Here is a 14,592-nt window from a genome sequence, read left to right on the forward strand (position 1 = left end):
ATACCTCTGTTTTTTTACAATTATTTTTCTAGAAGCATTGCTATTTCTTCTTTGTAAATTGGCATGTCATCAACTCAAGGAGTTTCCAAAATAATCGGTATGTTATCAAAATCTTTATCATGGACAAATTTCTTAAGTGTTTCAAGTCCTATTGTACCCTTGCCAATATTTGCGTGTCTATCTTTTCTTGAAAAAACTTCATTCTTTGAATCGTTTAAATGAATAACTTTAACATTTTTTAATAAATCATATTTTCTTAATTCGTCTTTAAATCATTCATATTCTTGAATATCATAACCAGCATCTCATAAATGACATGTATCTAAACAAACTTGTAATCTGTCGCTTTTTACTCAATCTAATAAAAATTTTATTTGTTCAAAATTAATTCCAATCTCAGTACCTTTTCCGCTCATTGTCTCAATACAAATTACAACATCTTCTGTTTCGCTTAAAATAAATTTCAAACTATCTACAAGCTGGTCTAATGATTCCTGAATTTCAAAAGTTGTATATGCACCTGGGTGTAAAACTAGATATTTAAGGCCAAGATAATTCATTCTTTTAATTTCTTGAATCAAAAAATTATTAGAATAATCAGCTTTATCAGGGTTTGCCGGGTTTATCACGTATGGAGCATGAACCACTATATCTTCTTGAGGAATTTTATCTTTATATTTTTCTAGATACTCTTCTAAACGATAATTCTCTACCGGAACTCTTGTTGTAGTTTGTGGAGCACCTAAATAAATCATCATTGTGTTTGCTCCATTATCTAAAGATTCTTCTACTGCACCCGGTAAATAGCCGGGTTTTTTAAATGATATATGAGATCCTAATTTAATCATGCTTTACCTCTTTAATTATTTCTTCCTTTTTTGCTTCTTTAGATTTTTTCTTTGATGATACTTTTTCTTGTGTGGCTGCCAAAAATTCACTAGCAATAACCCCTGACGGAATTGCTATAATAGCTAATGCTAAAAGACTATTTATTGTCACTATTATTTTACTAATATTAGCATGTGGCAAGAAGTCTCCATAACCTATTGTTGTTAATGTTATTGACGCAAAGTAGAGTGCATCAACAAATGTTAAAACATATCCATTACTTAAATTATTATATGAATCAATATTTTGAGCTACAAGAGCCATATTCTCATTAGTTACATTACGATTAGATAATCAAGCATTTTTAAGCTCTTCATTTTCGAATGTTGTATTTTTAAAAATGTTATAAACAGCAATTCATCTTTCTTGAATTGAGTGTTCCTTTAAAAATTTTTCTTGCGCCTCAACTAGATGCGTTGCTTCAGCATTTCAAATAACCAATGCAAAAATAACTATTAAAAATAAAGATATTAATAAAACATTAATTAAAACTTTTCTTTGCTTTTTAAATACTGAAAAAATTGTTCTAAATGGAGAAAAAATTGTTAACACAGCAAAAAATCTAACTATTCTTGCTAGGTTCAAGAATTTCATTTGGTTAAATACTTTTTCTACTTCTGGATTGATGTCCCCTAATCTTGAAATAACATCTAATGAACTTAAGATACATAATAATAAAATGATTCCAGAAAAAGAAAAGATGTATTTGAGAATGCTTTTATGTGGCGTTAAATTAATATCTTTTCTAAATAAATGTTTTTTATAAGTAATCAAATGAGCAACATAATCAAAAATAAAGAAAAAGAATGAAAAAATCTGTAGAATTGAAATAGTTATATTTCATTCTCTTTCAATGCTTTGTATCGGTGTAAAAAGAGTTAAAAGAGACAATAAACATGTTATAGTAACCAAAATTAAGTATGCATTTCTAAATAATCTAAAAAATTTATATTCAATTGGATTAAAATTTTCTTTGTTTATTTTTTCATTTCAAACTATAGAAGTCATTTGATCATGCAAATATGTATAATTTTGTCTTAAATTAATTTTCATAAATTTCTCCTAATTAATTTTATTAAAAAACTAAACCAAAACAGGTTTAGTTTTTGTCAGAAATAATCATTGTGTTTAATGTTCTTTCTTGTAAGTCCCCTGTTTCTTTATTCTCGCTTATAATTCTATCTATCATCATACCAATTCTTGGATAATCAATAAAAATCTTTGCTTTGTAATTTTTTATTGTATCGTAAACGGATTGGTATCCTATATCAGTTACATTATATTCTTTTGTCCCAAGAGTTGTTGTAATAGAAACGTATGATTCATGTGTTGAACAAACAATATTTTTTATTCCTAGCATCTTTAACTTTTTACTTAATTCAACAATAGCAGCTAGATCTTTTTTTGTTTCCAAAGTTAAAACGACCCCTTCAACTCCTAAATCTCTACATGCAATCTCAAAACCATTTTGTCTTTCTGTTTTTTGACTTTCACTTAGTCTTGAGTCTATAACAAAAGCTACTTTCTTAGTATTTGCATCAACGAATTTTTCTACTAATTCACTAAATCCTGTTTTTAAATCTGGTTTAATTCAATTTAACCCTGGTACACGATGTCCATAAACAACAACAATAGTATCATTAACTTTTTTAAGAAAATCAAAAAGATCTTTGTCGTGTTGTGGAACTAAAACTACTATAGCTAAAGGCTTTCATGAAAGAGCATATCTAATAGTTTCAATATAATCTACTGTACTACTATTTGAATATGTTGTATTAACTCTTCTTTCTGATTTTGAGGCCGAAGTTATGATACCACTTATGATTGAGTTATATAAATTTTGAGTTCAAATAGGCATTACGACAAAAATTGAATTATCTTTACCTCTAATTAGTCTAGCTCCGTGATTTGGAAAGTACTCATTTTTAGTGACAATTTCTAATATTTTTTGTCTAGTTCTTTCTGATACATATCCATCATTATAATATCTACTTATAGTAGATATTGATGTTCCTGCTTGCTCAGCAATTTCTTTATAAGATATTTGTTTTTTGTTGTTGTTATTATTCATAGTTCTGTATTATATCAAAAAAAGACAAAAAAATCCAAAAAAATGGATTTTTTTGTCTGTATTATTCTTAGGAAAGGAGCGTTAATATAATTGGCTCAAGAAGTATATTTTTAAAATAATACACAGTCTTACTTTCGTAAGGATCTTAATTATTATACTATCTTTTTGAAGATACAGAAATATTTATTAGAAAAAGCAGGATTTCTGCTTTTATCTATAACTTATAATTCAAAATTCTTTTCGATTTTTTTAGCTGCGTCATCTTTTATATTAGTATCTCTAACATTCTTTATTTCTTGTTGGTATTTTTGAAATAAAGCTTCAATTGCTTGAGGATCAGTTATACCTTGTGCAGCAAGTTCTTCTTTTGCTAAACGATAAAATATTTCTTTTGCGGATGTATTATTCATGATTTACCTCCTGGTAATATTATAATATTAATTTTTACTAAAAATAGCTTAAAAAATAAATTTTTAATAAAAAAATCAACTAAATGCATAAAAATCATTTTAGTTGACTATTTAAAATTAAATTTTATTTTTTCAAACTTTTTTGTATCCCAAGTTTAAAATAAGTTTTCATACAAAAGTTAAAATTACCGGAATTAAAGCCCCTATTATAAATATTAATATATCTAACGTAACTATTAAACCGATGTTTTCAGTTTTCACAAAGAACGGTCTATAAAAGTGTAAAAATTTATAAACTACAGCTCCATTTTTAAATCCGTATTCTGCTCCAGTTCCTAAATATAAAAATAAAGCAAAGAAGAAATACAAAACAATAATTGATGAAGAGATTATTATAGACCATAAATTAATTTTTATTTCTTTTCTAAATAAGTAAAGAACAATAAAACCTAAAATAGGATTAACGGCATGTGTTACTAAAGATGTAAATACACCAAATCCATTTTTTCAATTTTGTGTTCATGAAATTAAAAATCAATAAACTAAAAAAGTTATTGTAATTGAAATTACTGAAGATAAGAAAACCGTTTTAACTTTTTCGTTTTCTGGTTTATAAGCAAGTAAAAGCATCATAAACCCTAAAAAGAAGTTTGTAATATTTGTATAAAAAAGCAAGTGAAAAGCAATTCCAACAGCACTACCAAATTTTATGTAAAAACTGTCACTGCTTTCTTTTATACCAACAATTGATGATAGCGTCATATTCGCCATAACCAAAAATCCGGTAATTAGCAAAACGAACAAACCTAATACAAATGTTGTTAATTGTAATTTTGTTTTTATATATTGTCTCATAACGTTTCAATTATACTAAAAAGTTAATTTATTCTATTTTGATTAAAAGTCTTTGTTCTAATAGTTTTATAATATAAAAATTTATATTTTTTTATATAATTTAAATCAATTATGAATAAATCAAAAATTAAAAACTTTTCAATAATAGCACACATTGATCATGGAAAAAGCACCTTAGCAGATAGAATTTTAGAAATGACAAATACTGTTAGCAATAGGGATTTAACTGATCAATTTCTAGATTCAATGGATCTTGAAAAAGAACGTGGTATAACAATAAAATTAAATGCTGTTCAAATTAAATATAAAGATTATATTTTTCATTTAATTGATACACCAGGTCATGTTGATTTTACATATGAAGTTTCAAGATCTTTAGCTGCCTCAGAAGGAGCATTGTTAATTGTTGATGCTACACAAGGTATTGAAGCGCAAACTTTAGCTAATGTTTATTTAGCGCTAGAAAATAATTTAGAAATTATTCCGGTTATAAATAAAATAGATTTACCTAGTGCAAATGTAGAAGAAGTGAAAAAAGAAATAGAAGATGTTATCGGTATCTCTACCGAAAATGCCGTATTAGTTTCTGCAAAAACTGGTCTTGGTGTTGATAAATTATTAGATGCCATAGTTGAATATATTCCTAGCCCAGTTAATGCAGATGACGAAAAACCTTTAAAAGCATTAATATTTGATAGCTACTTTGATCCTTATAGAGGGGTTGTTATGTTGGTGCGTATTTTTGAAGGAAAATTAAAAACTGGTGATAAATTCAAATTTATGTCTAGAACTGATGAAGAAAACTCATACCATGTAATTGATTTAGGGGTTAGAAATCCTCATGAATCAAAAAAAGATTATTTATCAGCTGGTGAAGTTGGGTGAGTTTCTGCCGCAATTAGAGATGCAAAAGAAGTTAACGTTGGAGATACAATAACCTTAATAGAAAGACCTACAAAGGAAGCGTTGCCTGGTTACAAAAAAATGAAACCAGTTGTTTTTACTGGTTTTTACCCTGTAGATACAAGAGATTACTCATTACTAAAAGAAAGCTTAGAAAAAATTTCTTTAAGCGACTCATCAATAACATGGGAACAAGAAACATCAAAAGCTTTAGGATTCGGATTTAGAGTTGGGTTCTTGGGTCTTTTACACATGGAAATCCTTCAAGAAAGATTAGATCGTGAATATAAAGTAGGAATCATAGCAACAAGCCCTAGTGTTGAATATAAAGTAACAATGACAAATGGTGAAGTAGAAATGATAGCAAACCCTACATTACTTCCAGATAGAACATTTATAGATAAAATTGAAGAGCCATATGTAGAAGCGCACATATTTATACCTAACGAATATATTGGTAATGTTATGGAATTATGTCAAAATAAAAGAGGTATTTATAAATCGCTAGAAATGATAGACTCGAAAAGAAGTTCTGTTGTTTATGAGTTACCTTTAGCAGAAACAATTTTCGACTTTTTTGATAGGCTTAAATCTACAACAAAAGGTTATGCAAGTTTTGAATATGAATGATTAGGTTACAGAGAAAGTGATTTAGTCAAGGTTGATATCTTATTAAATGGAGATAAGGTTGATGCCTTTTCGATGATAACCCATAGAGAAAGAGCGTACGAAAACGCAAGAGAGCTATGTCAAAAACTTAAAGAAGCAATCCCTAGACAAAACTTTGAAGTACCTGTTCAAGCAACAATTGGCGGAAAAATAATTGCCAGAGAAACAATCAAGGCTTATCGTAAGGATGTTACAGCTAAACTTTATGGTGGTGATGTAACAAGAAGACAAAAACTACTTAAAAAACAAAAAGAAGGAAAGAAAAGAATGAAAAAACTAGGAAGTATAGAAGTTCCGCAAGAAGCATTCTTATCAATTCTTAAAACAAATATTGACACAAAGAAATAGGAGTTAAAAATGAAACCAAGTTTAAAAGAGAATTATTTTGAACACATCAATCATGAATGACTAAAAGAAGCAAAAATCCCTGAAGACAGATCATCGATTGGATCTTTTGTTGAAATGGATATTAAATTAGAAAAACTTTTAAAAGAAACGATAAATAATTGATACAAAAATCCAAAGTCACTCCCTGAAGACAAATTTATGCATGAATATATCAAATTCTACTCAATGGTTATAGATAATGATAAAAGAGAAGAATTAGGTTGAAGCCCTGTAAGAAATTTTTTAAGCAAAATTGAAGAAATTAGTTCTTTCAAACAATTATTTGAATTAGATAGAGATTTTTGAATGAATTATTCTGATTTACCTTTTGATATTGATATATTTGAAGATTTTATTGATAATTCAAAAAAGATTTTATGAATATCAAATTCAACATCAAGTATTTTACCTGCAAAGGAAACTTACGCAGATGAAAAGGAATCTAATAGATTAATTGAAGCTTGAAAAAAGATGGTGTTTGATCTTTTAATAGACTATGGAAAAACAAAAGATGAAGCTAGTGATTTAGTATCTAAAGCCGTTGAATATGATTTATTTTACAAAGATTTTTTATTAAGTTCTGTTGAACAAGCTAACTTTGTTTCTTTATATAATTTGCAAAAAAGAGAGAATATCTCCAAGTTTTCATCAAAATATAATTTATTCAAGATAGTTGATTCAATCTTCAAACAAGAAGTTCAAGAAGGATCAGTTGTAAATATTAATTTCTTCAATAATTTTGACAATATTTTTGATGAATCTAGATTTGAATCTTTTAAAGCTCACATGTTTATTTTCAATTTATTAAGTGTATCTAGTCACTTAAGCGAAAAAATAAGATTAAAAGCGAATGAATTTAAAAAAGCTTTATATTCTATTGATAAATCAAGAAGTTTAGAAGATTTTGCATTCGATAAAACCAATTCATATTTCGGTATGCCTCTTGGTATGTATTATGCTAGAACATTTTTTGGCGAGGAAGCTAAAAAAGATGTAGAACACATGGTTTGAAGCATGATAGATATATACAAAAAACGTTTAGAAGCTAATACTTGATTGTCAAAAGAAACAATTAAAAAAGCGATTCAAAAACTATCAAAAATGGAAATTATGGTAGGTTATCCAGAAATAATCAGACCATACTATAGCGAGTTTAAGGTTAAAACTTATGAAGAAGGCGGAAATATTTTTGAAAACGTTAAAAAGTTTTCAAAAATAATGGGTGAATACAAGCTTTCTTTATATTTAAAAAGCGAGGACAAAAGATACTGAAGTATGTCGCCTGCAACAATAAATGCATATTATAGTCCGTTGAAAAACCATATTGTTTTCCCTGCCGCAATACTATCATGACCTTTTTATAGTTTAGATAGATCTTCATCAGCAAATTATGGAGGTATTGGTGCAGTTATTGCTCATGAAATATCACACGGATTCGATAATAATGGTTCTCAATTCGATGAAAAAGGTTCACTAAATAATTGATGAACTGATCAAGATAGAGAAGAGTTCAAGTCAAGAACAAAGGCAGCGATTGAATTATTTGATGGAAGAGAAACAAAATACGGTAAAGTAAATGGAACTCTTACAGTTTCAGAAAATATCGCTGACTTAGGAGGTTTTGCCTGCGCTTTAGAGTCAGCTGCCTTAGAAAAAGATTATTCAATTGAAGAATTCTTTAAATCATGAGCAACAATATGACGTTCTATATATAAAGAAGGCGCTGCTAAAAGAAGGCTAGAGACAGATGTTCATTCTCCAGCAGAAATTCGTGCTAACGTTATATTAGCCAATAGTGAAGAATTTGCTAAATTTTATGATATCAATGAGAACAATAAAATGTATGTAGCTCCAGAAAAAAGAGTAAAAATTTGATAAAAATGGCTTTTTTAGTCATTTTTTTATTCTTTTCTAAAAAAGAGTATAATTAAAAAATGAAAAACATCAAAGTATACTTATTTAAACATGAAAATTCCGATATTTTCCTTAATATACATAATAAAAATAATATTGATTTAAAAAATGCAGATATAAGAATTGAAAGACTAGATTTAGAAAACAATTTATTTCAAGTTTTTAAATTTACTAAAACAGTTATAGATAGAACTATTTATTACTTAAAAAGAACTAAATGAGAAAAAGTGAATAAAAAAGATTTTGAGTATCTTGATAAACTAAACAAATTTGAAGATAAATTAAGAAGTGTTTTTGAATTCGAACAATTCGAGAATATTGAAGAATTCATTTCAAAAGTTTTTTATTCTCTTTTACAAAATCCTAGATTAGTTAAATCAAATAAAAGATTTTATTTAACTTTTTTAATTGTTTATTTAAGAGCTCTTGGTTTAGATTTAATCATTTCTGATAACTTTGAAAAAGAGTTTGATTTATATTACTTCTTTATTGCTTTATCAAATGTTGAAACAAGGGAGTTATTAAGTGATTCGTTTTTTAGCTCAACACCAGATTTTGATGCTTCAGAACTTCATAAAAAACTTCAAACAACTTTAAAGTTGAAACATGAAAACTCCGATATAAACAAAAGACATGCAGACATTCTTAATGAAATTAAGATTTTTATCAAGGAAAAGACAACATTATTTGAACAAAACTTTTTAAATACTAACCAAACACTAAAAGATAGAGGAATAATAATGCCTACCGAAAAAGACATTGATGATATTATCGAAAATCTAATGAAAGAAAAGAATTGAGAAAGAATATATAACAAACTTATATTATTATCTAAAATATAACAATTTGTGAAAAAACTTCCACAAATTGTTTTTTTAATATATAGATTAGTAAAAATGTATAATATATATCCATATGAAAGCAAGAAATCAAATTTTAGAAAAAGAAATGATTGATAAATTAAAGAAAATTCCAAAAAAAGGTTCAACAAACGCTTTTTTAATTGATATGATAGAAAATCAAACGGAAGAATTTTTGTCTCATAATACCATTTCCTTGTCGAAAGCATTAAATGTAAGTCAAGCTTCAATTTCAAGATTTTCAAAAGCTCTTGACTTCTCTACATTTAATGAGCTGCAAATTTATGTATCTAAAAGATTTCAACATAAAAAAGATTATGAATTAACACTTATAGAAAATAAAGATTTATCATTGGATGATGTTATTTCAAATATAAGATCTCATTATTTATTTGCCGTCGAAAAAACAATAGAATGAATAAGATCACATAAAGAATTAAATATTTATATTGAAACATTATTAAAACACAGAAGAGTTAATATTATTTTTGGTATAGGAGAATCTGCTCTTGTTGCAAAATATTTTGCTAATAATCTAAGAAAAATTGGATTTAACGCAATTTTTCTAGATGATGTTCATGATTTTTTCTCTTTTAGTCAAATAATGAAAGAAAAAATGCATGTAACAGTTATTTCAAAGACATGTAAAACTTTAGAAATAAAAAAAATTCTAAATTACTTAGAATCTAATGATATTATTTACTCTGTCTGAACTAAAAATCAAAATATTTCAAAATATAACAAAAATATTCTTTTAATTGATAGTATTAATCAAAATTACAGAATTGGGACAATTGGGTCAAAAGTTTCCGCATTTCTTGTTGCTGATATTATATTTTCTTTTTTATCTTATAAAATCGATAAAAATAAAACTATTTTCGAAAATATAAAAAACCTTGTTGAAGATTGAAACAATTTAATTCCAGATAAAGATTAAATTGTTTTGTTTAAAAATATTTTGTGCTATAATAATCTTGCTTTTAAAAAGCAATAGCAATATATAAAAAGTTAAGATAAAAAAATATAAAAAATATTTTGACAAAAAAAATATAATGTTATAATATTCAAGCACAAGATATGATAATGCCGATTTAGCTCAGCGGTAGAGCAGCTGGCTGTTAACCAGTTGGTCATTGGTTCAATCCCAATAATCGGCGCCATTATTTTGGTCTGTTGGTGAAGCGGTTAACACACATGGTTTTCATCCATGCACGCACGGGTTCGATCCCCGTACAGACTGCCATTTATGGAAGATTAGCTCAGCTGGGAGAGCGTCGCCCTTACAAGGCGAATGTCATGGGTTCGAGTCCCTTATCTTCCACCACGCCGTCTTAGCTCAGTTGGTAGAGCAACTGACTTGTAATCAGTAGGTCGTAGGTTCGAGTCCTATAGACGGCACCATATTGTGTGCTTTTTTTATTGAAAAATCGCAGTTAGAGCGCGAATGGTGAAATTGGCAGACACGCTAGATTTAGGCTCTAGTGCCTTACGGTATGAGGGTTCGAGTCCCTCTTCGCGCACCACTTTTTTAATTTTATTTTTTAAACATTTTTATTTTATTTATATCCTTAGAGATTTAACCCCTTAAAAATCTCTAAACATAATGCAAATATTTTATATGTTTGTTCATATTTGTTATTATTTAAACGCTATTTTATTTAAATTTATAATTTAAACAATATACCCCTTATATATTGTTAATAGTTCAAAAATTCATATATAATAAAGTCCTGACAAGGGACTTTTTCTAAAAGAAATCTTTTTTATTTTAGTGTAAATTTATTTTTCTCTCCTTCTTACAACTAATTTCATTTACACAATGTTAATTACCTTTTCTTTTTTTCTTACATCTCTGGTTTAAATAATTTAATAAATTAAAAATGTATAAATTTTTGCATTTAATAACATTTATATTATATTTTTTGCATTATATATAAAAAACACTAGTCAAATATAACTAGTGTTTTTCTTATTTTCTAGAACCTCCAAAAATTTTAAAAATAATAAATAACAAATTAAAATAAATTTTAAGGAATTCAGTTCCGTAGTAAATTCCTCTAGAAATTATTTCGCTAATATCTGAAAAATATATATTTTCAGTATCTTTTTTAAGTCTTTTAAATGTAAAGATAGTTATCAAACCAAACAATACAACTTCTAATATCAATACTCAAAAATAAGCTGAATAAACAAAAATTGAAATTAATATCGTAATGAACACCATAACTAAAATCGCACTAATCAAAACGCTCAAACGAGCAATATTGAATACATTAAAGAAAGAAAGTAATCCTCCAACACCGATAATAAGCACAGGTATAAGGGCAATAAACAGTAGACTATTTGGGTCTATGTTAACTCTTCTAAATAAAGTAAAAATGACTATTGCCGCAAAAAACGCTACCCAAATAAGAATTGTAAATAAAAGAAAAAATATATTAACTCACAGAGGAGAATTAGTTTTCTCTTTTGTAAAAGTTAAAACTAACATTCCAAAAAATCATATCCCTAACAAAGTTCACCTTATGATACCTTCATTATTACTATTCATATAAGCTTTAATTATATGTAAAACTCCTGTAAGAAGTCCAAAAAACGAAAGAATACCTAGAGCAAAAATACTAAATACTATTCCTCAGAAAAAGTTAACTTTTTTCACCCTTTCTTTTTCAAAGTTTATTTCTAAATCCATACAAGAATTATATTATTTTTTATTTTTTATAAAAATCATCTTTTTAACATATTTAAATTTATAAAAAAGTTATAACAATATATTGTTATATTTGGTAAAATTTAGTAAATTAATTATAAAAAAATTTAAATCAGGAGTTAAGTATGTCAAATTTAAATAAGGAATGTAACTGCAAACAATTTTTTGGATGTGTTTGTGGTCAAGAAGTTCCACAAAATGTAATTAAAATCGTTGAAGCTTTTGGCGGAATTCATAACATTAATGGTTTTAACAACAGCGTTTCGGAATTGAGATATGATTTAAAAAACGTTAACCTTGTTAATGTTGATGAATTAAAAAAATTAGGTGCTAAAAAAGTTGTGATCTTAGAGAGTTCAAAACATGTTCAAGCAGAATTTGGTGAAATAGTTCAAGAATTAAATTTCGAGGTTAAAAAATATTCTAACTTATTAAGAACTATTGTTTCAGAAGAAATTAAATCAGCAAGTACAAACACAAAAAATAACACAAAGGAAGTACAAGCAGAAACAAACAAATCTGTTTTAGCTCCTGTTTCAGGTAAAGTGATTTCTTTTGCTGAATTAAATGATGGTATTTTTTCAGAAAATCTTGTTGGAAATGGAGTTGCAATTTTATTAAATGATAAAAACTCTACATCAAAAGTTATTGCTCCATTTGATGGTAGAATAACTATGTTACCAGCAAGTAAAAATCAATTTATTTTTAGAAGTAATTCAGGTGTTGAATTAGTTATTCTACTTGGTCAAGATAGTTTTAAACTTGATGGATTAGGAATTGAATCAAGAGTTAAACTTAATGAAGAAGTTAAAGCCGGTGATACATTGTTTGACTTAGATTTAAAAAGATTTACAACAGAAAATATCGATAAGCACATCGTTATTTCTACTACTAATTTTTCATCTTTAAAAAATATTAAAGATAGATCAACAGAAGCGATTCAAGGACAAAAATTATTTGAACTAAATTAATGAATATGAAAAATTTTCATGTTTATTTTTAGAAACTTATTAATATGTAGTTTTAAACAATTTTTGCATCGAAAATTATTTGCAAAAATTGTTTTTTTCTATTTTTTAAATAAACTTTTTATATAATAAATAAACAAAAAATACGAAAGGGAAATATATAATGAAAAAGAATAAACACATTATTGTTTTAATTAATGGAAAAAGAAGAAGTGGTAAAGGTTTATTAACAAATGCTATCAAAGAAAAATGCTTTGATAAATTTAAAGGAAATGTTCATATTCTTTCATTTGCTCAACCAATCAAAGATATAACTCAACCTATTTTAAACGAATTAAAATGAGATGGACAAAACAAGGAAGTTGTTAGACCATTATGAATTGCCATGGGTGAAGTGGGAAGAAATATAGATAATAATATATGATGTGGTAAAGTTTTTGAGAAAATCAAAAGTACAATTGAAGTATCTCAATCAGAAAACAAAAACAGTCTATATTTAATTGATGATTTGCGTTTTCCTAACGAATTAGACTACTTTTTAAGAAGTGCAAAAATATTGAACGATAATTCTGGTGAAAACTCAGAAATTAAGGTTGTATCAATAAGAATTGAAAAGTTCATGGATGCAGAAAAATTTGTAGCTGGTGTTGATGACAACTCTACAGAAATTAGTTTTGATAAATTGACTTTTACATTTAACCATATAGTTCCGCAAGATACATTAATAGATAGAAACTGAGAAGCAATCTTTCCAGCAGTTGATATTGTTGCTAAAACCGTTATTGAAAACTTTATAAAAATAGATGACAAAAGTAAATAGAAAATATTACAACAATATTCATTACACAATTGATTGAGAAAACTCAGTAATTAAATTAAAACCTGAATTCCTTTCAGAGTTGCAAACTTTTAGTAAATGAACAGGATTTAAAAAAATAGGTGGTAGTTCGGTCGGAGATATACTAATAAAAGGTGATCCCTTTAAAAGTGAGTTTAAGGCATATTGTCATATTACAAAAATTAAGATGCCAGTTTTAAGTAAAAAATATATTAATGCAGGGGTTATATTGGAACCTAAAATTTTCGATGTATTAAGACAACAATATAAAAATATTGAAATAGAAAATTTTGTTGCATCAGAAGTTGGGTATGACTACTTCCAAGGAATCGATGATGTAATTAGCGGAGTCCCTGATGGTTATATACCAAGCATGAAAGTTATACTTGAAATAAAAACCGCTGGTGAAAAAAAGTATGAAACTTGAGAAAGAGAAGGTGTTGATCCTTCTTATAGAAAACAAGCTCAATTGTACGCTTATTTAATGAGTAAAAAAACAAATTCTAAAATCGATAAATATGCTATAGTTGCAGCTTTTTTAAAGGATGATAAAGAGAATAATATCAATGATTATCTAAATCCTGAATTAGTTAACTTATACGAAAGAAGAATGAAATTATATTCATTTAATGTTAATGATTCAGAAGTTCTTGATGATATAAAATTTGTTAAAGAATGATATAAAAAATATACATCTACTGATACATCACCAAAATTTAACAGAACAATAAACGCTGATGATTTGGAATATTTAGCTTGTTCAAATGAAGAAGAATGGATTTCTTTATTAGAAAAATGAAAATCAATGGGCAAAGCTGACTTAGATGTTATGCCATAAATCTAGTAAAATAATTTAATAATTAAAAAACTGGTCAAACCAGTTTTTTAATTATTTTTCTTTGTAACCTTTTCCGTCACGAATTTTCCCATTTTCACCATGAATATAGAAAGTTCCGCTATTCTTTTTAGCTAAATCTCTAGCATATGGAATAGCTTCTTTTTGAGTGTCAAATAAGATTGTTGCTCTTTCAGCACCTTCTCTATAAACTCTTCACTTATCTTTTTCTTTATCTTTTGTAATATGTCAAACTGCTTTTAATTCTTTCTTTGCTTCCATTT

At 26.8% G+C, this 14,592-nt stretch carries 14 protein-coding genes and 5 tRNA genes; 12 read left to right on the plus strand and 7 right to left on the minus strand.

The genetic code is table 4. The annotated features are described in order from the left end of the window. Positions 1-20: 20 nt before the first annotated feature. The 5 genes from AXW82_RS01330 to AXW82_RS01350 all read right to left on the minus strand — a co-directional run bounded on the left by AXW82_RS01330 (position 21) and on the right by AXW82_RS01350 (position 4,224). On the minus strand, positions 21-848 hold the full coding sequence (locus tag AXW82_RS01330) for a deoxyribonuclease IV (RefSeq protein WP_004794725.1): 828 nt from the start codon (positions 846-848) through the stop codon (positions 21-23). Then, a complete protein-coding gene (locus AXW82_RS01335) occupies positions 841-1,941 on the minus strand; it encodes a potassium channel family protein (protein ID WP_004794723.1) in 1,101 nt (366 codons plus the stop codon). Before AXW82_RS01335 ends, AXW82_RS01330 begins: the two co-directional genes overlap by 8 nt. Positions 1,942-1,987: 46 nt before the next feature. After that, on the minus strand, positions 1,988-2,959 hold the full coding sequence (locus tag AXW82_RS01340) for a LacI family DNA-binding transcriptional regulator (RefSeq protein WP_004794721.1): 972 nt from the start codon (positions 2,957-2,959) through the stop codon (positions 1,988-1,990). 221 nt (positions 2,960-3,180) lie between these two features. Further along, complete coding sequence (locus tag AXW82_RS01345) at positions 3,181-3,369, minus strand: hypothetical protein (RefSeq protein WP_004794720.1); 189 nt, start codon at positions 3,367-3,369, stop codon at positions 3,181-3,183. 117 nt (positions 3,370-3,486) lie between these two features. Continuing rightward, on the minus strand, positions 3,487-4,224 hold the full coding sequence (locus AXW82_RS01350) for an MAGa3780 family membrane protein (protein ID WP_004794718.1): 738 nt from the start codon (positions 4,222-4,224) through the stop codon (positions 3,487-3,489). A 111-nt stretch (positions 4,225-4,335) separates the two neighbouring features. On the opposite strand from AXW82_RS01350, the gene lepA reads away from it, so the two are divergent. From lepA to AXW82_RS01395, 9 genes are all read left to right on the plus strand, one after another. Beyond that, a complete protein-coding gene (gene lepA / locus AXW82_RS01355) occupies positions 4,336-6,144 on the plus strand; it encodes a translation elongation factor 4 (protein WP_004794716.1) in 1,809 nt (602 codons plus the stop codon). Positions 6,145-6,153: 9 nt separating this feature from the next. Then, positions 6,154-8,061, plus strand: a complete 1,908-nt coding sequence (locus AXW82_RS01360) for a M13 family metallopeptidase (RefSeq protein WP_004794713.1) — start codon at positions 6,154-6,156, stop codon at positions 8,059-8,061. A 56-nt stretch (positions 8,062-8,117) separates the two neighbouring features. Further along, entirely contained in the window at positions 8,118-8,939 is an 822-nt protein-coding gene (locus AXW82_RS01365; RefSeq protein ID WP_004794710.1) for a hypothetical protein, read from the plus strand. A 73-nt stretch (positions 8,940-9,012) separates the two neighbouring features. After that, positions 9,013-9,894, plus strand: coding sequence for a MurR/RpiR family transcriptional regulator (locus AXW82_RS01370; protein ID WP_004794709.1), 882 nt, complete (start codon positions 9,013-9,015; stop codon positions 9,892-9,894). Positions 9,895-10,042: 148 nt separating this feature from the next. Further along, positions 10,043-10,117 (plus strand) — tRNA-Asn (locus AXW82_RS01375). A gap of 7 nt (positions 10,118-10,124) precedes the next feature. Beyond that, positions 10,125-10,200 (plus strand) — tRNA-Glu (locus AXW82_RS01380). Between the two features lie 5 nt (positions 10,201-10,205). Beyond that, positions 10,206-10,281: transfer RNA gene (locus AXW82_RS01385), tRNA-Val, on the plus strand. 1 nt (position 10,282) lies between these two features. After that, positions 10,283-10,358 (plus strand) — tRNA-Thr (locus AXW82_RS01390). 37 nt (positions 10,359-10,395) lie between these two features. Next, positions 10,396-10,480 (plus strand) — tRNA-Leu (locus AXW82_RS01395). 446 nt (positions 10,481-10,926) lie between these two features. On the opposite strand, the gene AXW82_RS01400 is transcribed toward AXW82_RS01395, so the two are convergent. After that, complete coding sequence (locus AXW82_RS01400) at positions 10,927-11,649, minus strand: MAG0110 family membrane protein (protein ID WP_044084302.1); 723 nt, start codon at positions 11,647-11,649, stop codon at positions 10,927-10,929. Positions 11,650-11,792: 143 nt separating this feature from the next. Here AXW82_RS01400 and AXW82_RS01405 point away from each other — a divergent pair, with 143 nt between their 5' ends. From AXW82_RS01405 to AXW82_RS01415, 3 genes are all read left to right on the plus strand, one after another. Further along, on the plus strand, positions 11,793-12,638 hold the full coding sequence (locus AXW82_RS01405; protein WP_004794707.1) for a PTS glucose transporter subunit IIA: 846 nt from the start codon (positions 11,793-11,795) through the stop codon (positions 12,636-12,638). A gap of 160 nt (positions 12,639-12,798) precedes the next feature. Next, on the plus strand, positions 12,799-13,455 hold the full coding sequence (locus tag AXW82_RS01410) for a hypothetical protein (RefSeq protein WP_004794705.1): 657 nt from the start codon (positions 12,799-12,801) through the stop codon (positions 13,453-13,455). Then, positions 13,439-14,311, plus strand: coding sequence for an MAGa7180 family putative nuclease (locus AXW82_RS01415; protein ID WP_004794703.1), 873 nt, complete (start codon positions 13,439-13,441; stop codon positions 14,309-14,311). The genes AXW82_RS01410 and AXW82_RS01415 overlap by 17 nt, the downstream gene beginning before the upstream one ends. 51 nt (positions 14,312-14,362) lie before the next feature. On the opposite strand, the gene AXW82_RS01420 is transcribed toward AXW82_RS01415, so the two are convergent. After that, positions 14,363-14,590, minus strand: coding sequence for a DUF2188 domain-containing protein (locus tag AXW82_RS01420; RefSeq protein WP_004794702.1), 228 nt, complete (start codon positions 14,588-14,590; stop codon positions 14,363-14,365). Positions 14,591-14,592: the final 2 nt, after the last annotated feature.

This window comes from Mycoplasmopsis canis PG 14 (assembly GCF_001553195.1).
GTDB classification, from domain to species: Bacteria; Bacillota_I; Bacilli_A; order Mycoplasmatales; family Metamycoplasmataceae; genus Mycoplasmopsis; species Mycoplasmopsis canis.